Source organism: Bradyrhizobium sp. CB3481 (assembly GCF_029714305.1).
Taxonomy (GTDB): Bacteria; Pseudomonadota; Alphaproteobacteria; order Rhizobiales; family Xanthobacteraceae; genus Bradyrhizobium.
The window spans coordinates 7376165-7397625 of the sequence record NZ_CP121647.1; the positions used below are offsets into that span (position 1 = coordinate 7376165).

A 21461-nucleotide genomic window follows, 5' to 3' on the forward strand; every position below is an offset into this window, starting at 1 on the left:
AAATCGGAAGTGAGTTGCCCGTCGGGCAGTCACATTGACGGTGCGTAGGGTGGGCAAAGCGACAGCGTGCCCACCATCAAACAGCACGATCGGTGATGGATGGTGGGCACGTCTCTTGCGCTCCTTTGCCCACCCTAAGGCACCCATTGCGCGTCAGCCGATCACGTCACACAGCGGCCGGGCTGGAGCAGCTTGGCGATTTCGGTGAGCACGCTGACCGGCGGCTCGCAGGCGATCGTCGTCTTCGATGCGCCGGGCTTAGATCCTTCCTTAGATCCCTCGGGCTTGGCCGGCGGCGCGGGGCGGTTCCGCGCCTCTTCCTTGACCACGGGAACACGGACGACCACCGACGTGTCGTCGAGGCCGACGGCGCGGATCGTAATCGTCTCGGTCTGGTTGGAAGCGGCTTTGAGCGCGCTGCGATCAGCCTTGCTGGTGCGATTGACATCCGAGTGAGGCGAGGTTCCGGCAAGCTGCCGAAGGCCAGCGAGATCATGACCCGAGGCCAGTTGAACCGCGCCGAGCGTTGCGGAACCGGCGAGAAAACCAAAAAATACTTTGAAAATCTGTGACATGACCTTCTGTCCCGCGCCCCAATGGCGACGAGACGACAACCCGATCCGAGCCGCAGGGGGTCCGGCGCTTCTCGATCACTTAACCGTGTACGAAAAATATTTCGAAACCGCCGGAACGAAATCGGGGGCCTCGGAGTCATCTCGGCAGCCGGTTATTCCCCCTGCCCCATTGACCGGCGACGTAGGGCGCGACCGTGGTGATGCCGGTCGCGCCCTGCTTTTTTTTGTGCGTTCTGCTGTTTGTGCGTATTGAGATCATCGAAGATCTCCAACCGGCAGACCCTGCCCGACGTTCTCTGCGCAGCAGTCTCGTTACACTTTCATGGACTACCAAGCTGCGATCCTCAGCTCCGCTGTGCTGGACGTTCTGCGCGCGTTCGATCCGAGAGTGGTCGGAACGCTGCCGCTCGGGCTTTCCGTTCCAGGAAGCGACGTCGATATCGTTTGCCACGCCTCCGAGCCGACCGTTTTGGCAGAGGCGATCTGGGCGCACTACCGGTGCTGCGATGGCTTTGCGCTCTATCAGTGGCTCGCTCAAGAACGACCGCTGATCGCGCGTTTCGAATGGGGCGGCTGGTCCTTCGAGGTGTTCGGCGACCATCGTCCGGTCGATCAGCAGCGGGGCTGGCTGCATTTCGAGATCGAAAGGCGGCTGCTGGTGCTCGACGACGGTCGCCTGAGGAAAGCTGTCGCCCGGCAAAGATCGCAGGGCGTCAAGACGGAGCCGGCCTTTGCGGCCGTGCTTGGAATACCCGGCGATCCCTATCTCGGCCTGCTCGATCTGGCCGGCGAGACCGACGCGCAACTGCGCCGCCGCCTGAGCCGGTTGTGAAGCAGCCTGCGACGCTGCTAGCCTGCCTCCCAACAAGAAAACGCGGGTGGAAGCACAATGGCCCCTATCAAAAAAATCGAAACCGGACTGTACCGGATCCCCCTCACCGTCACCCTTTCCGACAGCACGCATGGCGAGATCAGCGCATTCGAGCTGATTACCGTTCGGCTCCACGATGCCGACGGCGCCGAGGGCGTCGGCTATACCTATACGGTCGGCCGCAACGGCGGCGCGGTGGCCGATATCCTGCGGCGGGAAATTCCTGATATGATCGAGGGCCGCGAGGCCGACGATACCGAAGCGATCTGGCATCAGGTGTGGTGGGGCCTGCATTATGGCGGGCGCGGCGGACCGCCGGTGCTGGCGCAGTCGGCGCTCGACATCGCGCTGTGGGACCTGAAGGCGCGCCGCGCCAATCTGCCGCTGTACCGCCTGCTCGGCGGCTTCGACGGTCGCGTGCCCTGCTATGCCGGCGGCATCGACCTCGATCTCTCCGTTACCGACCTGTTGAAGCAGACCGACGATAATCTCGCCAAGGGCTTTCGCGCGATCAAGATGAAGGCCGGCCGCCCCGATCTCGCCTCCGACGTCGCGCGGGTGCAGGCGATGCGAAAGCATCTCGGCGACGGCTTTCCGCTGATGGTCGATGCCAACATGAAATGGACGGTCGAGGAAGCGATCCGCGCCGCCCGCGCCTTCCAGCCCTATGATCTGACCTGGCTCGAAGAGCCGATCATCCCCGACGATATCGCCGGCCATGCCCGCATCATGGCCGCCGGCGGCGTTCCGATCGCGGCCGGCGAAAACCTGCGCTCGCTGTGGGAGTTCAAGAACTACATCGCCGCCGGCGCGGTGTCCTATCCGGAGCCCGACGTCACCAATTGCGGCGGCGTCACGGTTTTCATGAAGATCGCGCGGCTGGCCGAAGCGTTCAATCTGCCGGTGACCAGCCACGGCGCGCATGACGTCACCGTGCACCTGCTCGCGGCCTGCCCGAACCGCTCCTATCTGGAGGCGCATGGATTTGGCCTCGATCGCTATATCGCGCACCCGCTGGTGCTCGATCAGGGCATGGCGCTTGCGCCGGCGCGGCCCGGACATGGCGTTGCGTTCGATTGGGAAGGCTTGTCGCGGCTGGCGGGGTGACCGCGCTTGTGCAGGAGGCTCTCTCGGGCCGCGCCTACTCTTTTCGTTCCTTTGACTGCCGCTCGCGTGCCCGCAGATAGCTGAGGCCGTGCACGGTCAGGCGGCCGGGATCCTGCGTTCCCTGCTCCGCAACCTTCTTGATATGCCGCGCGAGATCGCGCTGCGTCTGCATGTCCAGCTCATGCCTGGTCATGGAGCGATAGATGTTGATCGCGCGCGCGAGCGGCTTTGCAATGTTCAATGAGGCCATGTCGGGCAACGCACGATCCGTCGTGGTGTTCCTGTTCCCGCGGCGCGCGGGAACAAAGGCAAGGCCGGCGTCGTCCCATCCGCGCCGCTACGCCATTTGCCGCGCCTTCATCTCCTCGCTCGGCTTGACGTCCTGTGAGCGGCTGTAGATCGCGACCGCCGCGAGGAGCACCAGCGTCAGCGCGCCGAACAGCGCGCGGTAGGCCTCTTCGGTGCGCGCGCCGCCGGCGAGCGGTTCGAACGCGCCGACGATGATGCCGGACAGCGTCTGCATGCAGGCGACGCCGAGCATCACAGCCGTGTTCATCGTCGAAATGCCGCGGCCGATCAGCCGGTCCGGGAAGATGCCGCGGCCGTGCGTCATCACCATGGTGCTGGAGGCCGAGAAGAAGCCCATGGCGATGATCACTGATATCGGCAGCCAGGCGGGCGGATGCGAGAACAGCGCGAGGACCGCGAGTAGCGCTGTTATCACCAGCGTGCCGCCGATCGCGATGCCCTTGCGGGTGTCGAGCCGGCGGTCGAGCGGGCCGAAGGCGAGCATGCCGCATTGATAGGCGATGACCGCGACGAACAGCACGTTGCCCGCCGCGATCGGGCTCAACCCATGCACCTCGCGCAGGAACGGCCCGCCCCACAGGCCCTGCACGGTGAAGGTGCAGGCATAGTTGCAGAAGTTCAGCGCCAGGATCGGCTTGAGACGCGGGTTGCGCAGCACCTCGAGGAGGCCGCGGAGCATCTCGCTGGGCGGCTCGGCCTTGCGGGACAGAAAGGGATGGCCGGGCGGCGCATCGCGCACCACGAGGAAGATCGCGACCGTCGCCAGCGCCGTGAAGATGACGACGGCGCCGAATACCGGCCGCCAGCCGATCGCCTGCGCCGCCCAGGCCAGCGGCGTGGTGGCGGCGAGATTGCCGAGCAGGCCGATCGACAGCACGATGGCGGTCAGCGTCGAGAAGCGGTCCGGCGGAAACCAGCGCGAGATCACCACCATGCTGCCGATCAGCATCACGCCGCAGCCGGCGCCCATCAGCATCCGCCCGGTCAGCAGCGCGGGCCAGCCCGGCGCCAGCGTGAACAGCGCGCCGCCGAGGCTGGCGACGATCAGCATGCCGACCACGGTGTAGCGCGGCCCGAAGCGGTCGAAGAAAAAGCCGCAGGGAATCTGCATCGCGGCAAAGCCGAAGAAGAAGGCACCGGTCAGCGCTCCCAGCGCCTCCGGCCCGATCGAAAGATCGCGCATCAGATCGAGGCCGATGGTGACGTTGGAAGCGCGGAAAAAATGGCTGGCGACATAGGCGGTCGCCATGGTCGCAACGATGATCAGGCCCCGGCGGTAGGGGAAAGGCCGCTCGGCGGGCTGCATCGGAGAATGGGCGTTTCCGGTTGTTATTGTTCCGGCGAGCCTATGCGCGGGGCATGCGCAATTCAACCCGCAATGCGACGCATCTCAGGCGGCAGCAAGCGTCGGGCCTTTTCACGCGCAAAAAAATCCGGCGCGCTAGGTGGGACGCGCCGGATTAGTCCAACCAGCTTTCAAATCAGGGCTGGTGGCCCGAGCCAGGGGGAGGTGCCTGGCCTCGAACTCAGATCGCCCGTCCCAAGGCGTCGTCCAATGTCACGATGATAATACCGCAATCCGCCCGAACACGACGTGAACTGGATCACAGAATGCGCGCATCTGGCGCAACCACGGACCAACAGGGTCATTTCGCAATCCCGTTTGCGTTGGCCGTCGCACGCAGGAACTGCGGCGATTGCTGGCGGATGTCGCGCACCGGGCGCTCCGACGGATCGCGCCCGATCTTCAGCTTCAATTCCGCAAGATCGAGGAAAGCGTCGGCCTGACGCCGCAGCTCGTCTGCGACCATCGGTGGCTGGCTGGCCAGGGTGGAGACGACAGTGACATGCACGCCGCGACGCTGCACGGCCTCCAGTAGCGGCCGGAAGTCACCGTCGCCCGAAAACAGAAACATCGCATCGACATGATCGGCGAGCTCCATCGCATGGACGGCGAGCTCGATATTCATGCTGCCCTTCACCCTGCGGCGACCGCCGGCGTCGACATATTCCTTCGTGAGCTTGGTGACGGCGGTATATCCGTTATAGTCGAGCCAATCGATCAGGGGACGAAGCGAGACAAATTCCTGATCCTCGATGAGGGTCGTGTAATAGAACGCCCGCAATAGCGCGCCGCGGTCCTGGAATTCTTTAAGCAGGCGCTTGTAGTCGACATCAAAGCCGAGCGCCCTGGCGGTGGAGTACAGATTGGCACCATCAATAAAGAGCGCAATTCTGGTAGAGGGCAACATCCGGGACTGTCCTCTCGTTCAGGAATATGCAGGCCGACTACAAACTTTGCCCGCAGGCAAGGTGATACCAAAATAACCGAAGTGTCGAGGCGGGCGGCGCCGGCTACCGGGAGCAGGAACCGACGATGCGCCGAGCAATTGGACAATACGCAGCCTGCCTCGACAGGCTGATGCTACGACCGCTGTGCGTCGCGCTCAATTGTACGGAAGTAAATCGCCGGTATCGAAACGGATCGACCGAGCTATACGAAGGTTTAGGCGCGGGCCGTTGCAACGGCGTTCCATCCAGGTGCGAAAACAAATCCGACGACCGGAATTGACGCGGCGTCGACCACAAAGGGCTACGACAAGAAGGGCCACGACAAGAAAAATCCGGCGCGCAGTGGGGCGCGCCGGATCAGGTCAAAACTTACGCTACCGTACTTCGATCAGCCGGTCGCCGCGCGCGGCGCGCGGTTGCGCGAGTTGCGCTGGAAGAACAGCGCCTGGCTCGCCACCGCCGAGACCATTGCAGGCTGGAACGGCTTTGAGATCAGGAACGCCGGCTCGGGCCGCTCGCCGGTCAGGAAGCGCTCGGGATAGGCGGTGATGAACACCACCGGCACCTCGAACACGCGCAGCAACTCGTTGACGGCGTCGAGGCCCGACGAACCGTCGGCGAGCTGGATGTCGGCGAGGATCAGGCCGGGCTTCTTGTTCTTGGCCAGCGCCACCGCATCGGCATGGGTGCGCGCGACCCCGATCACGTTGTGGCCGAGATTCTTCACGAGGCTTTCGAGGTCCATCGCGATGAAGGTCTCGTCCTCGATGATCAGGACATCGGTGGCGATTTCCGCCGCCATTTCGCGGCCCGCCAGATCGGTCAGGCGGCGCGTCTCGGCGATATCGGTATTGAGAATGAACGCCACCTCCTCCTCGGAGAAACCTTCGAGCGAGAGCAGGAGGAAGGCCTGGCGCGGCAGCGGCGTGATGTTTGACAGTCTCCGCTCCGGCGGCAGCGCCAGCGTCGCGACGTCGGGGTTGTCGTTGAGCGAGACCGAATTCCAGATCTGGGTGAACAGCTTGAACAGTCCGGCGCGCGGGCCGTACCGTTCATCCAGCAACGAGGCATCCTGCAGCAGGGCCTCCAGCATGGCGGCCACATAGGCATCGCCCGAGGCCTGGTTTCCGGTCAGCGCACGGGCATAGCGCCGCAACAGCGGCAGATGTTCAGCAACGAGCTGTGATCGGGACATCCCCATACCATCCTTATCTTTAGGCCGTATCCTTGGCCATACTTAGGGTCGCAGCCGGGCGGACGTAACCAGATACGCCCGTTTTGGGCGTCAATTTTAGTTGCGTGGGGGGACCCTGGTTCCCCTGTGCCCCCGACTACTCCCGGGGGGCAAAAAAGTTCCAAAATAGTTCCGGGAATTCGGAACCTTCCGCAACTATTCGCATTAGCCTTGACCTAACAACTCGGCGGCCAAGGCCCAATTTCGAGGTAACCTCTTGAAACCACAGAGAATTAACTCTCGGGGAAGCGTGGATCAGACCATGAAGGAAGTAAAGAAGCAGGGCGGGCTTAACGCCGAGATTCAATCCAGAATCGGCCACCAGCTCCGCGCCATGTATGACGACGTGGTCCGACAGGGCGTGCCGGACCGCTTTGCCGAACTGATTCGAAAACTCGATGGGCCTGAGGCGGCGGCGGCCCAGATCGACGAAACAGCAAAAACTGACGGGAGGGACTAATGCCTCTCACAGACTCCCTTCGCGACGACATTTTGGCGTCGGTGCCTAGCCTGCGCGCGTTCGCGATCTCGCTCTCGGGCAATGGCGATCGTGCGGACGACCTCGTGCAGGAAACGTTGCTGCGCGCCATTGCCAATATCGACTCGTTCCAGCCCGGCTCGAACCTGCCGGCGTGGCTGTTCACCATTTTGCGCAACCTGTTTCGCTCCGACTACCGGAAGCGGCGGCGCGAGGTGGAGGACGCCGAGGGCAATTACGCGAAAACCTTGAAGACCCAGCCGTCGCAAGGCGCGCATCTGGAGTTCGAGGAGTTTCGCGCCGCGCTCGACAAGCTGCCGCAGGACCAGCGCGAAGCGCTCATCCTGGTCGGCGCCTCCGGCTTTTCTTACGAGGACGCCGCCGCCATCTGCGGCTGCGCGGTCGGCACCATCAAGAGCCGCGTCAACCGCGCGCGCTCAAAGCTCTCCGCGCTGCTCTATGTCGAAGGCGCCGAGGATTTCGGACCCGACGAAACCGTGCGCGCCGTGATCGGCGGCAATGGCGGCTGATGACGTCGTCGAAGTGAAACGAAAGGGCGGCCCATGCGGCCGCCCTTTTGCTGTGATGAGTGAATGCGTGGCCGTTCAATGCAAACCGCCGAAGGCATAGATCAAGACCAGAATCGGAATCGGCACGCCCAGCAGCCACAACAGCAAATAACGTCCCATGGTAAACTCCTCCCATCGTTCGTTGATGCGGGGTCAATGCGTGGCGACTTGATGGGGTTCCGGCGAGTCCTTCGCCCTCTTCCCGTCCTTTACGGGGAGAGGGTTGGGGTGAGGGGCTCTCTCCACGAGCTCCGAACGACGTGAGACCTGTACCCCCTCACCCGCCGCGCAAGAGCGCGTCGACCTCTCCCCGCAAGCGGGGAGAGGTTGAAGACTGCTACCGCGGCGGCCGCACCGGCGCGGAAATCTCTCCGGTACGGTCGCGCTCGGTCATGTCAACGACGGTGACCATCGGCGCGGTGAGCTCGTAGACGTAGCTGACGTCGGTGAAGTAGCGCTTGGCGCTGCCGCCGAGCGCTTCCGGCGCGACGCGGTCGAGCAGGATCAGGCCAAAATCGCTGTCCTCGCGCCGCGTCGCCGAGCTGGTGTTGAACTCTTCCCAGCGGAAGTGGAAGGTCGTGTCCGGCTCCTCGCCGGTGACTTCCCAGTTGGCGACGATATGCGGGTGCTTGCCGACCAGCGACAGGCCCTCGTCGGAATGCGAGGCCAGCTCGAAGAACAACAGCGACAGCGACTGCGCCGCGCGGGCGCTCACCGCGATATCGGGGCCGTTCACCACGATGCGGTCGGCATGCGGGATGGCGCGCGATTCGAACAGGCCGCGCAGCTTGACGCCCTGCCACTGGCTTTCGCTGAGCAGCGTCACCACGTTAGACATCGCATGGATACGGCCGATCAAGAGTTCGCGCGAAACGTCCATGTCGGAGCCATGGCGCAGCGTGCGCGTCACGATCGACTGGATCACGGCCAGGATGTTCTTGACCCGGTGGTTGAGCTCGTCGATCACAGCGGTCAACCGCCGCTCGAAACCGATGCGGACCTGGATCTCCCGGCTGAGCCGCAGATTGTTGTAGGCGACGTAGCCGAACAGGCCGCAGATGATGCCGGTGAGCGCGAGGCCGATCGCCGCCACGACAATCGCCGTCTGCTGCGCGCGCTGCACGGCGTTGTTCTTGGAGTAATAGCCGAGCGACCAGTCGCGGCCGCCGAACGTCACGGTACGCACCACCGACGGCAGCGGATCGCCCTGCTTCACCGCCCGCAACGTGACGGCGCCCTGCTCGTTGGCGACATATTCGTCGCTAGCATCGTCCGGGTCCTTGAGTACCACCGAGAACAGCGAGCGGTCGTCATTGGTCAGCATCAACGGCGCCAGCTCGTAGGAAAAGGCGACGAAGCCGACCGGCTCCGTGGTGCCTTCCTTGAAAATGGCAGACGCCAGCACGAGACCGATCGGCCCGTTCTGCCGCAGCATCGGGATCGGGTCGGACGCCACCGGCTTCCCGGTCGCCGCCGCCCGCGCCAGCATCGGCCCGATCACCGAATGGCGCTCGAAGGCGCGGCCCGGAATGCCCAACATGTCCGCGCTGCGCGGCTCGACATCCATCATGACGTCGAGCGGCTTGTCGACCGTCTTGATGTCGATCGGCTTGTCGTCGAAATCGCGGATCGTCGGATTTGTGAACCCGGCGCTCTTCAGCTCCGCCTGCGCCGCGGCGAGATCGCTGGGCTTGAGCCGCGCAATCCAGGACGCGATCACGAAATCGCTCTTGAAGGCGTAGATCGCCGAGCGCAGCGGCTGCAGCATGTTGGCCCTGACCACTGAAGGTGAACGAAACAACCCGGATGCAACGCGCGCGAGCAATTCGCGCTCGGTCAGGCGGTCCTGCACCAGGCTGGCATGGACGTCGATGGCGCGTGCCAGCGCGATGCCGTCGAGCGCCAATTCCTGTTCGTGGACGCGATAGGCTGCGAGACCGGAGAGCAGAACTCCGATCAGCGCGATGAAGCCGATAATGAAGCCCAGCCGAACCACTCGCTTACTCAGGAATGACGTGTTGGCGAAGACGTATTGAAAGCATCCCGGGGTCTGCCGGAGCAGAGACACATGGCAACAACGAGAAAGCCAACCCGCGGCGAATATGACGGAGCGATCATCAGCACGCAACTGAGAGGTTGGCAGCGGGCAACAATACGGCCGCCGTTAACGCTGATTTGGCGGGGCCAGAAGTTGATAAGCTCACAGCGCCGATTTGGTTCCTTCGTGGATGGGATAATTCGCGAACGATGGCGAAGGACCGGCCGTTAAGATTAACGCCGTTCATCCCCGCGAGCGGCTGACCGGCGCCATTCCGGCGCCCCATTGGCGCCCGCTGTCCGTGCCATTACGCCGCCGTTATCTATCCTTGATCTATCCCTGATCTATCCTTGGCCGCAACGGCGGAACGCGCGCGCCGGCACCTCACCTACCCGGCCTTGGATGGACGCAGGCCGCCCTTGGCCTCGATGAAACCGATGATGCGGTCGAGGCCCTCGCTCTTTTTCAGGTTGGTCATGACGAAGGGGCGCTCGCCCCGCATCCGCCTGGCGTCGGTATCCATCTTCTCCAGGGAGGCGCCAACGTAAGGCGCGAGGTCGATCTTGTTGATCACGAGCAGGTCCGAGCGCGTGATGCCGGGCCCGCCCTTGGACGGGATCTTGTCGCCGGCGGCGACGTCGATGACGTAGATCGTGAGATCGGCAAGTTCGGGTGAAAACGTCGCGGCAAGATTGTCGCCGCCGGATTCGATCAGCACCAGATCGAGACCCGGAAATTTCGCGCGCATGTCGGCCACCGCCGCGAGATTCATCGAGGCGTCCTCACGGATCGCGGTGTGTGGACAGCCGCCGGTCTCGACACCGGCAATGCGGTCCGGCGTCAGCGAGCCCGAGCGCACCAGAAATTCCGCGTCCCATTTGGTGTAGATGTCGTTGGTGATCGCGGCGATGTCGTAGCGCTCGCGCATCGACTTGCAGAGCAGATCCATCAGCGCAGTCTTGCCGGAGCCGACGGGGCCGCCGACGCCGATGCGGAGCGGACCGTGAGATTTAGACATGTGAAGTGCTCTCTATGCTGTGTAATGACGTCGGCTGCATCCGGGCCTGCATGGTTCGAGACGGCGCTTTGCGCCTCCTCACCATGAGGGGAAGCAAACGAGCAAGCGGCTCAAAAAAGATCGCCGATACCGATCTGTTTCCCCTCATGGTGAGGAGACCCGCGCAGCGGGTCGTCTCGAACCATGCAGGCCCCCGACACATCGCCGCTTCCTTCATGACCGGAACAGCCGCGTATATTGCGTTTCGTGGCGGAGGCTGGCGAGGTCGGCGCGGAAGGTGGCGCTGCCGAGATCGTCGAGCGAGGATTCCAGCGCACGCCTGGCCGTGGCGGCGACATCGGCTTCGAGGCTTGCGAGGATGCGCTGGCTGTCGGTCTGCCCGAGCGGCACCAGGCGCGCGCCGGCGGAAATCCAGTTCGATACCACCGCGTGAAGAAAGGCATGCAGCGCCGGCGCCAGCGGTACGCCGTGGGCGGCGCTGACGATGCCGACCGCGACGGGATAAACCGTATCGCCACCGCACGCTGCAACGAGACCGTCGAGCCCGTCGCAGGGCCAGGCCGCGCGGGCAATGTCGATGAAAGCTCGGCCCTGGGTCGAGGTTTCGAGCTGGCGCTCACGCGAGGGCACGAAGGCGGCCGCGAGTTCGGCAATCTCGCGCAAGGCGCTGATGTCCTGCTCCGATGCGGCGCGATGCGCCTGCGCCAGGAACACGGCATCGCAGAAGCCGGAGCCGTCGCCGAGCATCGCGTCGAGCCAGTCGCGCAGCGCGGCGGCATCGGTGATGTCGCCCGCCTCCACCGACCATTCGATACCGCTGGAATAGGAGAACGCGCCGACCGGAAAGGACGGCGACAGCCATGTCATCAACCGGTACAGCGCCGCCGCCTCGGCATCCGACATGTCGCGCCGGTCGCCGTCGACCGGCACGGGCTCATTTGTGGCCATGAGCATGGGAGTGATCGTGGTGGTGGTGATCGTGGTCGCAGTGCTCGTCGTGGTGATGATGGTCGTGACCGGCGTGATCGTGATCGCCGTGATGGTGATGATGATCGTGATGATGGTGATCGTGGCCGTGACCGGCATGATCATGCGACGCCTGCGCATAGGCGCCGCCCTCAGGATCGAACGGCGCCTCGATCTCGATGATGCGCGCACCGAGCCCCTTCACCATCGCCTCGATGACATGGTCGCGGCGGATGCGCAGGCCCTTCGGCATGATCTGCGTCGGCAGGTGCCGATTTCCGAGATGCCAGGCGATACGGACCAGATGCAAGGGATCGGTGCCGCGGATCTCGATCAGCGGCTCGGCCGCCGCCACCACCTCGATCAGCCTTCCGTCCTCCAGCACCAGCGCATCGCCGCCGCGCAGCGCGACGGCGTTCTCGAGATCGAGCAGGAATTCAAGCCCGCGCGTCCCGGTCATCGCCATCCGCCGCCGGTGCCGGTCGTCGAAATCGAGCACGACGGTATCGGCGGCTGATTGCGTCCAGCGATGCTGGCCCAGGACTTCGGTCGCGCGGATCATGTGGGAATACCTGAGGCACGTTCGGGCATCGGGGCCACATGGTTCGAGACGCGCGGCGTTGCCGCGCTCTTCACCATGAGGGTCTTTGACCTCATCCTGAGGAGCGCGCTCTTGCGCGCGTCTCGAAGGATGAAGCCACCGAATGCGCGACGTATAATCACTAGAATTTCTCCACCTTGCCGTCGCTGATGATTTCGATCACCGTCGGCGCCGTCTTCATCTGCGAGGAATATTCCCGCCACACCTTCATATGGGGCGCGCGGCCGTGCGCGTTAAGGTCCTCGCGGGTCTCCCAGCGTTCCACCACCACATAGAGATTGGGATTGTTTACGCTGACATGGCCGTCATAGGAGATGCAGCCCTTTTCCTTCAGCGTTTCGGCGGTACAGGCCTTGTGCCCCCTGATGAAGTCGTCCTTGTTCTCCGGCTTCATCGGCGTGGTGGCGATGACGTAGATCATGAGTTTCTCCCGTTGGCTTTTCTTGTTAGCGGGTTTCGACCTTGGCGGGCGTGATGTATTCGATCTTCGGCGGCGCGGTCATGCATTTGACGGCGACGCGGCCGAACGTCTTCATGTGCTCCGCGGTCCGATGCGGCCCCAGCGCTTCCATGTTTTCCCATTGCTCGACGAACACCATCTTGGCGGGGTCGGTGACGCTTTCGTGCAGATCGTAAGCGATATTGCCGGACTCTTTCCGGGTTTCCTTGATGCAGGCAGTAGCGGCGGCGATGAAATCGGCGCGCGTCTCCGGCTTGATGGTCAGCGTTGCGACAACGTAAATCACTCAATCCTCCCGGACTTTTGTTCTGGCTTTGATCGCCCGGGACCGACCTTAGAACATGAAATAGCGCTGTGCCAGCGGCAGAACCTCGGCCGGCGCGCATGTCAGGAGCTCGCCGTCTGCGCGCACCTCATAGGTCTCGGCGTCGACCTCGATCTTGGGGGTGGCGCCGTTATGGATCATGCTCTTCTTGGAGATGCCGCCGCGGGTATTCTTGACCGGATAGAGCGTTTTGCTGATGCCGAGCTTGCGCGCCAGCCCGCCCGTGACGGCGGCCTTGGACGTGAACACCACCGAGGACGCGGTCAGCGATTTTCCGAAGGCGGCGAACATCGGCTGGTAATGCACCGGCTGCGGCGTGGGAATGGAAGCGTTGGGATCGCCCATCGGCGCTGCCACGATCGAGCCGCCCTTGATGATGCAATCCGGCTTGACGCCGAAGAACGCCGGCGACCACAGCACGAGGTCGGCAAGTTTGCCCTTCTCCACCGAGCCGATCAGCTTTGAGACACCATGCGCGATCGCGGGGTTGATGGTGTATTTAGCGATGTAGCGCTTGACGCGGAAATTGTCGTTGTCGTTGCCCTTGTCCTCTGGCAGCGCGCCGCGCTGCTTCTTCATCTTGTCGGCGGTCTGCCAGGTGCGAATGATGACTTCGCCTAACCGGCCCATCGCCTGCGAGTCCGAGGACATCATCGAGAGCGCGCCGAGATCGTGCAAAATGTCTTCGGCGGCGATGGTCTCTTTCCGGATGCGGCTTTCGGCAAACGCAAGGTCTTCGGCGATCGACGGGTCGAGATGGTGGCACACCATCAGCATGTCCAGATGCTCGTCGATGGTGTTGCGCGTGAACGGCCGCGTCGGGTTGGTCGAGGACGGCAGCACGTTCTTCAGGCCCGCGATCTTGATGATGTCAGGTGCGTGGCCGCCGCCGGCGCCCTCGGTGTGGAAGGCATGGATGGTGCGGCCCTTGAACGCCTTCACCGTATCCTCGACGAAGCCGGATTCGTTGAGCGTATCCGAATGCAGCATCACCTGGACGTCGTAATCGTCCGCGACGGCGAGGCAATTGTCGATCGCGGCCGGCGTGGTGCCCCAATCCTCGTGCAGCTTCAGCGCACAGGCGCCGGCCTTGATCATCTCGACCAGCGCAGCCGGGCGCGCGGCATTGCCTTTGCCTGAAATGCCGAGATTGACCGGGAAGGCGTCGAACGACTGGATCATCCGCCCCATGTGCCAGGGGCCGGGCGTGCAGGTGGTGGCAAAGGTGCCGTGCGAGGGTCCGGTGCCGCCGCCCAGCATCGAGGTGACGCCAGACATCAGCGCGTGCTCGATCTGCTGCGGGCAGATGAAATGGATGTGGCTGTCGAACCCGCCGGCGGTGAGGATCTTGCCCTCGCCTGCAATCACGTCGGTGCCGGGGCCGATCACGATGGTGACACCGGGCTGGATATCCGGATTGCCGGCCTTGCCGATCGCGGCGATCATGCCTTCCTTGATCGCGACGTCGGCCTTGACGATGCCCCAGTGATCGACGATCAGCGCATTGGTGATGACGGTATCGGCCGCGCCCTGCTTGTTGGTCGCCTGCGACTGCCCCATGCCGTCGCGGATCACCTTGCCGCCGCCGAACTTCACCTCCTCGCCGTAAGTGGTGAAATCCTTTTCCACCTCAATGATGAGGTCGGTGTCCGCCAGCCGCACCTTGTCGCCGGTGGTGGGCCCGAACATGTCGGCATAGACGCTACGTTTGATTTTCACGGACATGTCAGGCTCCAGCCTTCAGATGTAATCGGTGCTTCATTACGGGCATTGTGACTCGCGGCATACCCGCTCCCCAACCCTCCCCCGCAAGTGGGGAGGGAGCCTTGGCAGCGTGCTCACCCCACATTGGCTCACGGATGCTCCTCGGTATCTTTGGCACCAGTCAGGGACGCATCGGCGGTAGGGTTCCCTCTCCCCTTGCGGGAGAGGGTTAGGGAGAAGGGTACCGCTTGCTCCGCTGCTTCGAGAATGGAAAGAACAACACCTTCGAGATTTTTCATCACGTCGTCATTGGTGAAGCGGAGCACGCGATAGCCGCGGGAGGCGAACCATTCGTCGCGCTTGGCGTCGTGTCGAATGCGCTCCTCAAAATCGTGACTCTCGCCATCGACTTCAATGACGAGCTTGCAAGAGTGAGCAGCGAAATCCGCGATGTAATTGCCCGTCGGGACTTGGCGGCGAAATCCCAGCCCCGCGAGCCGTTTCGCTTTTAGATGGCGCCATAGCAACGTCTCCGCGCGCGTCATCTCGCGCCTCAGCCGCTTGGCGCGATCTCGCTGAATCTTGCTGACTTCGTCGTGTGGCATACCCCTCTCCCCAACCCTCCCCCGCAAGGGGGGAGGGAGCCCTCCCAGCGTGCTCACCTCACTGCGGATCACTGTGCATTCCCTGGATTACAGCTTGCCCTGCACGTCGCCGCGGAAGCCGTAGACAACGCGCTTGCCCGCGAGTGCGACGAGTTGCACATCGCGGGTCTGGCCGGGCTCGAAGCGAACGGCCGTGCCGGCGGCGATGTCAAGGCGCATGCCGCGGGCCTTTTTGCGATCGAATTTCAGGGCGGGGTTGGTTTCGAAGAAATGATAGTGCGAGCCCACTTGAATGGGGCGGTCGCCGGTGTTGGCGACCGTGAGCGTCACGGTCTTGCGGCCGGCATTGAGCTCGATCTCGCCGTCCTTGATGAAGAGTTCGCCGGGGATCATGTCTGGTACCTCGCATTGCTCTGCTCCGTCATGGCCGGGCTTGGCCCGGCCATCCACGTCTTTGTGGCTCAGAAAAGAAAGACGTGGATGCCCGGGACAAGCCCGGGCACGACGGTGTTGACGGTTCGTGTGCGCTTCACCGGATCGGCTCATGGACGGTGACGAGCTTGGTGCCGTCCGGAAACGTCGCCTCGACCTGGATGTCGTGGATCATCTCGGGGATGCCGTCCATGCACTGCGCGCGGGTGATGACCTGCGCGCCTGATTGCATCAGCTCGGCCACCGTGCGGCCGTCGCGTGCGCCCTCGACGATGAAATCGGAAATGATGGCGACCGCCTCGGGATGGTTGAGCTTGACGCCGCGTTCGAGCCTTCGGCGTGCCACCATGGCCGCCATCGAGATCAAGAGCTTGTCCTTTTCGCGGGGGGAGAGATTCATGCGAGCACTCGGGTGATTGAAGACCTAGTTAAGCCACAGCCGGGGTAGCGCCATGCCACTGGCGCGGCCGAGCACCGTCATCATGTCGGCGCGCAACCGGGCGGCATCTTGGGCACAGAAGCGCACCATTGCAAATCCATTCCAGCAGGAGATGCCGACCTCACCGCCGAACGTGTCGGACGCCGCGCGAATCCGCTCCACGATGGCCTCATCGCCGGGCACGATTAGCGCCGTGCCGATGGCAGCACCGCCACCCGCGATCGCCCGCCGCGCCAGCTTGGCGCCGATATCGCCATCGAGCCGGATCGTTTCCGCAAACACGAGACGACCACCACGGCGCAAGCGCCAGCGATCGACGAATTCCCCGTGCTGCATTGTCTCGCCCATTGCCGCGCGGCCGAACACCACGATTTCGCAGAGCAGGAGCGAGGCATCTTCAGCGAGGTCAATATCGATGCGCCTTGAAATCCGCGCCCGGTCGAACAGGATGGTCTCCTGCGGCAGCCAGGAAAGATGCGCCCCCCTCTCCGCCTTCAGCGCGATAGTGAGCTGCGCGGCCGGGCCGGGCGCGCGATAGACCTTTTCCGCTGCCGCCGTCGTCAGCGTCAGCCGCGCGCCCTCGCCTGCCGTGATACCGATGTCGAAGCGGTCGCCGCCGGCAATGCCGCCCGCGGTGTTGACGAATACGCCGGAGAGTCCCTCTTGCTCGGGCGAGGGAAAGCGCACGCGCAGCGAGCCGGATTCATGCAAATCGCCGCGGCGGGTGACGCCATCCTTGAGGTGCACGCCGAATCGCACCGCGCCCTGGGCGCGGTTGGCCGCGAAGGTGGCTGATGCCGCGCGCGCAATTTCGGTCCGCATCCGTCCCCCAGCCGGCGTTACGATCAACCCGACCTGCGAGCCTTACAACGCCATCTGGCGGCTGATCTCGGCCGGATCGAGGCTGGCGCGGTCGCAGGCATATTTCACCGCGCCGCGGTCCATCACCGCGAAATTGTCGCCGAGCTCGCAGGCAAAGTCGAGATATTGTTCGACCAGCACGATCGCGATGTTGCCGAGGTTGCGCAAATAGGAGATGGCGCGGCCGATGTCCTTGATGATCGAGGGCTGGATGCCTTCGGTCGGCTCGTCCAGCAATAGCAATTTCGGCCGCATCACCAGCGCCCGGCCGATCGCAAGCTGCTGTTGTTGCCCGCCGGAGAGGTCGCCGCCCCGCCGGCCCAGCATGGTGTTCAAGACCGGGAACAGCGAGAACACGTCGTCCGGGATGTTGCGCTGGTCGCGCTTCAAGGGGCCGAAACCGGTCTTCAGATTCTCTTCCACCGTGAGCAGCGGAAAGATCTCGCGGCCCTGCGGCACGAAGCCGATGCCGCGCCGGGCGCGCTCGTAGGATTTCAACGGCTTGATGTCTTCGCCGTCGAAGGTGATGCTGCCCGACGAGATCGGGTATTGCCCGACCAGCGCGCGCAGCAACGAGGTCTTGCCGACGCCGTTGCGGCCGAGCACGCAGGTCACCTTTCCGGGCTCGGCGGTCAGCGAAACGCCGCGCAGCGCCTGGGCTGCGCCGTAGTAGAGACTGATGTTGTCGACCTTCAGCATTTGGCACCTCGCTCCGGCTGGGAGGTTGCGTCATACCCCGCGAAGGCGGGGTATCCAGCACGCCGAGCCATTGCGGTAGTCCTCACCGTCTCGGAGTACTGGATCGTCCGCTTTCGCGGACGATGACAGCTTTCGCGAGGAACCGTCAGCATATTCCTCACCTTCCCAGATAGACTTCAATGACCCGCTCATTCGACGAGACTTGATCGATCGTCCCTTCCGCCAACACCGTTCCTTCATGCAGGCAGGTCACCTTGACGCCGAGCTCGCGCACAAAGGTCATGTCGTGCTCGACCACCATGACGGTGTGATTGCGGTTGATCTGCTTGAGCAATTCCGCCGTCAGATGCGTTTCGACGTCGGTCATCCCGGCGACGGGCTCGTCCACCAGCAAGACTTTCGGGTCCTGCGCCAACAGCATGCCGATCTCGAGCCATTGCTTCTGGCCGTGCGACAGGCTGCCGGCAAGACGGTGGCGCGCGTCGGTGAGGCGGATGGTTTCAAGCACCCTGTCGATGCGCTCGGATTCGGCCTTGTTGCCGCGCCAGAACAGGGTGCCCTTGACGCTGTGATCGACATTGAGCGCGAGCAGCAGATTGTCCTGCACGGTCTGGCTCTCAAACACGGTCGGCTTCTGGAATTTCCGGCCGATGCCGAGCTCGGCGATGCGGGTCTCATCGAGCCGCGTCAGGTCGGTGACGCCGTCGAACAGCACCACGCCCTCGTCCGGCTTGGTCTTGCCGGTGATGATGTCCATCATCGTCGTCTTGCCGGCGCCGTTCGGGCCGATGACGGCGCGCATCTCGCCGGGCTCGAGCGTCAGCGACAAATTGTTGATGGCGTGAAAGCCGTCGAACGAGACGTGCACGCCGTCGAGATAGAGGATCGCCGAAGTCTTGCGGGTGTCCATGACATTCATGTGCTCACTCCGCCGGCTTCGGGCGCGACGCCGTCTTCACGCGCCGCGCTGGCGGCAGCGTCACTGCCAAGCCCGAGCTTGCGCTGCTCCCACCACGCATTGAAGGTGCCGATGATGCCCTTGGGCAGCAGCAGCGTCACCAGGATGAACAACGCGCCCAGCATGAACAGCCAGTACGGCGCCAGCGGACCCGAGGTGAAGAAGGTCTTGGCATAGTTGACGACGACGGCGCCGAGCGCGGCGCCCACCAGCGTGCCGCGGCCGCCGACCGCGACCCAGATCACCGCTTCGATCGAGTTGCCCGGCGAGAATTCTGAGGGGTTGATGATGCCGACCTGCGGCACATAGAGCGCGCCGGCAACGCCCGCCATGCAGGCCGACAGCGTGAAGACGAACAGCTTGTAGGATTCGACGCGGTAGCCGAGGAAGCGGGTGCGCGATTCCGCGTCACGGATCGCGACCAGCACCTTGCCGAGTTTGGAGGTGACGACCGCGCGGCAGATCAGGAAGGCCGCGATCAGCGCCGCGCAGCTCAGGAAGAACAGCGCGCAGCGCGTGCCCTCGGCCTGGACGTTGAAGCCAAGAATGTCCTTGAAATCGGTCAGGCCGTTATTGCCGCCGAAACCGAAATCGTTGCGGAAGAAGCCGAGCAGCAGCGCATAGGTCATCGCCTGCGTGATGATCGACAGGTACACGCCGGTGACGCGGGAGCGGAACGCGAACCAGCCGAACAGAAACGCCAGCAAGCCCGGCACGACGATGACCATCAGCGCCGCGAACCAGAACAGGTCGAAGCCGTACCAGTACCACGGCAGGCTCGGCCAGTTCAGGAAGACCATGAAGTCGGGCAGGATCGGATTGCCATAGACGCCGCGGCTGCCGATCTGCCGCATCAGGTACATGCCCATGGCGTAGCCGCCGAGCGCGAAGAACGCGCCGTGGCCGAGCGAGAGGATGCCGCAATAGCCCCAGATCAGATCGATCGAAAGCGCGAGGATGGCGTAGCAGACATACTTGCCCCATAGCGCCACCAGGTACGTCGGCACCTGGAACATCGAACCCGCCGGCAGTAAGAGGTTGGACAGCGGGATCAGCACGCCTAGCCCGGCGACCACCAGGATGAATATGGCGGCGGCGCGGTCCAGAGAGCGGGTGAGAAGATGCGGCGTCATCGGTATTCACCTCTCCCGCTTGCGGGGAGGTCGACGCGCAAAGCGCGGCGGGTGGGGTGCCTCCCCACGCGAGGCCGTCGCCCGCGGAGAGACCCCCACCCCAGCCCTCCCCCGCAAGCGGGAGAGGGAGTGGCGCCGCGACGCGGGGCAATAGCTGAGCACAAAAGGCGGCGTCATGCTTCCACCGCCCGGCCCTTGAGCGCGAACAGGCCGCGCGGACGCTTCTGGATGAACAGGATGATCAGGACGAGAATGGCGATCTTGCCGAGCACGGCGCCCGCCACCGGTTCCAGGAACTTGTTGGCGATGCCGAGCGTGAAGGCGCCGACCAGCGTGCCCCAGAGATTGCCGACGCCGCCGAACACGACCACCATAAAACTGTCGATGATGTAGCTCTGGCCGAGATTGGGGCTGACATTGTCAATCTGCGACAGCGCGACACCGGCAATGCCGGCAATGCCGGAGCCGAGCCCGAAGGTCAGCGCATCGACGCGCGACGTGGCGATGCCCATCGAGGCCGCCATGCGGCGGTTCTGCGTGACCGCGCGCATCTCGAGCCCGAGCGCAGTGTAACGCAGCATGGCGAGCAGGATCGCGAACACCGCGAGTGTGAAGACGAGGATCCAGAGCCGGTTATAGGTGATGGTGATCTGGCCGAGCTCGAACGCACCGCTCATCCAGGAGGGATTGCCGACCTCGCGGTTGGTCGGGCCGAACGCGGTGCGCACGGCCTGCTGCAATACCAGCGAGAGCCCCCAGGTGGCGAGCAGCGTCTCCAGCGGGCGGCCGTAGAGGAAGCGGATGATGCCGCGCTCGATCAGGACGCCGATCGCGCCGGCGACCAGGAAGGCGAGCGGCACGGCGATCAGCAGCGAATAGTCGAACAGGCCGGGATAGCGGGTGCGGATGACCTCCTGCACCACGAAGGTGGTGTAGGCGCCGATCATCACCATCTCGCCATGGGCCATGTTGATGACGCCCATGACGCCGAAGGTGATCGCAAGGCCGATCGCGGCGAGCAGCAGCACCGATCCCAGCGACAGGCCATACCAGGCGTTCTGCACCATCGACCACATTGCCAGATTGCTCTGGATCGAGGCGATCGCGCTGGTCGCGGCGCGGGCGACGCTGGGCGGCTGGTCGGCGGGCAGGCCCGTCAAAAGCGCCATCGCTTCCTGGTCGCCGCGCGCTTTGACGACGGCGATGGCTTCGAGCTTTTCCACCTCGGAGGCATCGGACTTGTAGAGCAGAATGGCGGCGCGGGCTTCCGTGAACGCCGCCTTGACGGCCTTGTTGGTCTCCTTGGAAAGCGCGTCGTCGATCACGGCCAGCGCGCTCTCCTCGTGGCTCTTGAACACGGACTGCGCGGCGGCGATGCGTTTGCCGGGATCCGGTGACAGCAGCGTCAGGCTGCCGAGCGCGGCCTCGACGGCACGGCGCAGGCGGTTGTTGAGACGGACGGCGGCGGCATTGTCGGGCAGCTTGTCGACGGCCGCGCCAGTGGCGGCATCGATGATCTTGCCGTCGCTGCCGGTGACGAAAACCTTCTTGGTATCGGGATCGGCGGACAGCCGCCCGTCCTGCAGCGCGCTGATGATCGGAAAGGCCAGCGGATTGCCCGAGCTAGCGACCGCGCCGATCGCTTCATCGGTGTCGGAAAAATCGTCGTTGGCGAATTTGGCTACCGCGTCCTCGAACGGACCCGCCAGCGCCGGCGCCGCGAAGCAAGCAGCCAAAAGAAGTGCGAACAGAAGCGCCCGCAAGCGGTCAAGGAAATTGGCAGACAC

General features: G+C 63.9%; 24 protein-coding genes. 4 read left to right on the forward strand and 20 right to left on the reverse strand.

The genetic code is table 11. The features are described 5' to 3' along the window. Window positions 1-161: 161 nt before the first annotated feature. Window positions 162-575, reverse strand: coding sequence for a hypothetical protein (locus QA643_RS35665; RefSeq protein WP_283030325.1), 414 nt, complete (start codon window positions 573-575; stop codon window positions 162-164). Window positions 576-897: 322 nt separating this feature from the next. On the opposite strand from QA643_RS35665, the gene QA643_RS35670 reads away from it, so the two are divergent. Together QA643_RS35670 and QA643_RS35675 are read left to right on the forward strand one after the other, a co-directional pair. Further along, complete coding sequence (locus QA643_RS35670) at window positions 898-1407, forward strand: DUF4269 domain-containing protein (protein ID WP_283030327.1); 510 nt, start codon at window positions 898-900, stop codon at window positions 1405-1407. Between the two features lie 57 nt (window positions 1408-1464). Next, window positions 1465-2553: a mandelate racemase/muconate lactonizing enzyme family protein gene (locus QA643_RS35675; protein WP_283030328.1), complete on the forward strand. Its 1089-nt coding sequence runs from the start codon at window positions 1465-1467 to the stop codon at window positions 2551-2553. 34 nt (window positions 2554-2587) lie between these two features. Here QA643_RS35675 and QA643_RS35680 read toward each other — a convergent pair whose 3' ends face one another. The 4 genes from QA643_RS35680 to QA643_RS35695 all read right to left on the reverse strand — a co-directional run bounded on the left by QA643_RS35680 (window position 2588) and on the right by QA643_RS35695 (window position 6349). After that, entirely contained in the window at window positions 2588-2803 is a 216-nt protein-coding gene (locus tag QA643_RS35680) for a hypothetical protein (RefSeq protein ID WP_283030329.1), read from the reverse strand. Window positions 2804-2890: 87 nt separating this feature from the next. Continuing rightward, window positions 2891-4168 carry an MFS transporter gene (locus QA643_RS35685; protein WP_283030330.1) on the reverse strand — a complete coding sequence of 426 codons (1278 nt, stop codon included), beginning with the start codon at window positions 4166-4168 and terminating at the stop codon, window positions 2891-2893. Window positions 4169-4508: 340 nt separating this feature from the next. Further along, window positions 4509-5114: an NYN domain-containing protein gene (locus tag QA643_RS35690; protein ID WP_283030331.1), complete on the reverse strand. Its 606-nt coding sequence runs from the start codon at window positions 5112-5114 to the stop codon at window positions 4509-4511. A 428-nt stretch (window positions 5115-5542) separates the two neighbouring features. Next, window positions 5543-6349: a response regulator gene (locus QA643_RS35695; RefSeq protein WP_283030332.1), complete on the reverse strand. Its 807-nt coding sequence runs from the start codon at window positions 6347-6349 to the stop codon at window positions 5543-5545. Between the two features lie 301 nt (window positions 6350-6650). On the opposite strand from QA643_RS35695, the gene QA643_RS35700 reads away from it, so the two are divergent. Together QA643_RS35700 and QA643_RS35705 are read left to right on the forward strand one after the other, a co-directional pair. Next, the gene (locus QA643_RS35700; protein WP_025588264.1) at window positions 6651-6848 is read left to right on the forward strand and encodes a NepR family anti-sigma factor; all 198 of its coding nucleotides are present in this window, start codon (window positions 6651-6653) and stop codon (window positions 6846-6848) included. Beyond that, the gene (locus QA643_RS35705; RefSeq protein ID WP_225675277.1) at window positions 6848-7396 is read left to right on the forward strand and encodes a sigma-70 family RNA polymerase sigma factor; all 549 of its coding nucleotides are present in this window, start codon (window positions 6848-6850) and stop codon (window positions 7394-7396) included. The genes QA643_RS35700 and QA643_RS35705 overlap by 1 nt, the downstream gene beginning before the upstream one ends. A 376-nt stretch (window positions 7397-7772) precedes the next feature. On the opposite strand, the gene QA643_RS35710 is transcribed toward QA643_RS35705, so the two are convergent. The 15 genes from QA643_RS35710 to urtB all read right to left on the reverse strand — a co-directional run bounded on the left by QA643_RS35710 (window position 7773) and on the right by urtB (window position 21461). Next, window positions 7773-9431 (reverse strand): HWE histidine kinase domain-containing protein, encoded by a 1659-nt coding sequence (locus QA643_RS35710; RefSeq protein ID WP_283030333.1) that lies wholly within the window; start codon window positions 9429-9431, stop codon window positions 7773-7775. A 430-nt stretch (window positions 9432-9861) separates the two neighbouring features. After that, on the reverse strand, window positions 9862-10491 hold the full coding sequence (gene ureG, locus QA643_RS35715; RefSeq protein WP_283030334.1) for an urease accessory protein UreG: 630 nt from the start codon (window positions 10489-10491) through the stop codon (window positions 9862-9864). Window positions 10492-10704: 213 nt separating this feature from the next. After that, the gene (locus QA643_RS35720; protein WP_283035045.1) at window positions 10705-11445 is read right to left on the reverse strand and encodes an urease accessory protein UreF; all 741 of its coding nucleotides are present in this window, start codon (window positions 11443-11445) and stop codon (window positions 10705-10707) included. Further along, window positions 11426-12019: an urease accessory protein UreE gene (locus QA643_RS35725; protein WP_283030336.1), complete on the reverse strand. Its 594-nt coding sequence runs from the start codon at window positions 12017-12019 to the stop codon at window positions 11426-11428. Before QA643_RS35725 ends, QA643_RS35720 begins: the two co-directional genes overlap by 20 nt. A gap of 160 nt (window positions 12020-12179) precedes the next feature. After that, window positions 12180-12479, reverse strand: coding sequence for a putative quinol monooxygenase (locus tag QA643_RS35730; protein WP_283030338.1), 300 nt, complete (start codon window positions 12477-12479; stop codon window positions 12180-12182). Window positions 12480-12504: 25 nt separating this feature from the next. Continuing rightward, the gene (locus tag QA643_RS35735) at window positions 12505-12804 is read right to left on the reverse strand and encodes a putative quinol monooxygenase (RefSeq protein WP_283030340.1); all 300 of its coding nucleotides are present in this window, start codon (window positions 12802-12804) and stop codon (window positions 12505-12507) included. Window positions 12805-12852: 48 nt separating this feature from the next. Then, complete coding sequence (gene ureC, locus QA643_RS35740; protein WP_283030341.1) at window positions 12853-14568, reverse strand: urease subunit alpha; 1716 nt, start codon at window positions 14566-14568, stop codon at window positions 12853-12855. A gap of 128 nt (window positions 14569-14696) precedes the next feature. Beyond that, on the reverse strand, window positions 14697-15152 hold the full coding sequence (locus QA643_RS35745) for a DUF559 domain-containing protein (protein WP_283030342.1): 456 nt from the start codon (window positions 15150-15152) through the stop codon (window positions 14697-14699). An 87-nt stretch (window positions 15153-15239) separates the two neighbouring features. Further along, window positions 15240-15545, reverse strand: coding sequence for an urease subunit beta (locus QA643_RS35750; RefSeq protein ID WP_283030343.1), 306 nt, complete (start codon window positions 15543-15545; stop codon window positions 15240-15242). A 136-nt stretch (window positions 15546-15681) separates the two neighbouring features. Further along, entirely contained in the window at window positions 15682-15984 is a 303-nt protein-coding gene (locus QA643_RS35755) for an urease subunit gamma (RefSeq protein ID WP_057858346.1), read from the reverse strand. Between the two features lie 24 nt (window positions 15985-16008). Then, window positions 16009-16845, reverse strand: a complete 837-nt coding sequence (locus tag QA643_RS35760; RefSeq protein WP_283030344.1) for an urease accessory protein UreD — start codon at window positions 16843-16845, stop codon at window positions 16009-16011. A 42-nt stretch (window positions 16846-16887) separates the two neighbouring features. Beyond that, entirely contained in the window at window positions 16888-17583 is a 696-nt protein-coding gene (urtE, locus tag QA643_RS35765) for an urea ABC transporter ATP-binding subunit UrtE (protein WP_283030345.1), read from the reverse strand. 157 nt (window positions 17584-17740) lie between these two features. After that, on the reverse strand, window positions 17741-18502 hold the full coding sequence (urtD, locus tag QA643_RS35770) for an urea ABC transporter ATP-binding protein UrtD (protein WP_283030346.1): 762 nt from the start codon (window positions 18500-18502) through the stop codon (window positions 17741-17743). Then, window positions 18499-19674 carry an urea ABC transporter permease subunit UrtC gene (urtC, locus tag QA643_RS35775; RefSeq protein WP_283030347.1) on the reverse strand — a complete coding sequence of 392 codons (1176 nt, stop codon included), beginning with the start codon at window positions 19672-19674 and terminating at the stop codon, window positions 18499-18501. Before urtC ends, urtD begins: the two co-directional genes overlap by 4 nt. Before the next feature lie 173 nt (window positions 19675-19847). Continuing rightward, window positions 19848-21461, reverse strand: a complete 1614-nt coding sequence (gene urtB, locus QA643_RS35780; protein ID WP_283030348.1) for an urea ABC transporter permease subunit UrtB — start codon at window positions 21459-21461, stop codon at window positions 19848-19850.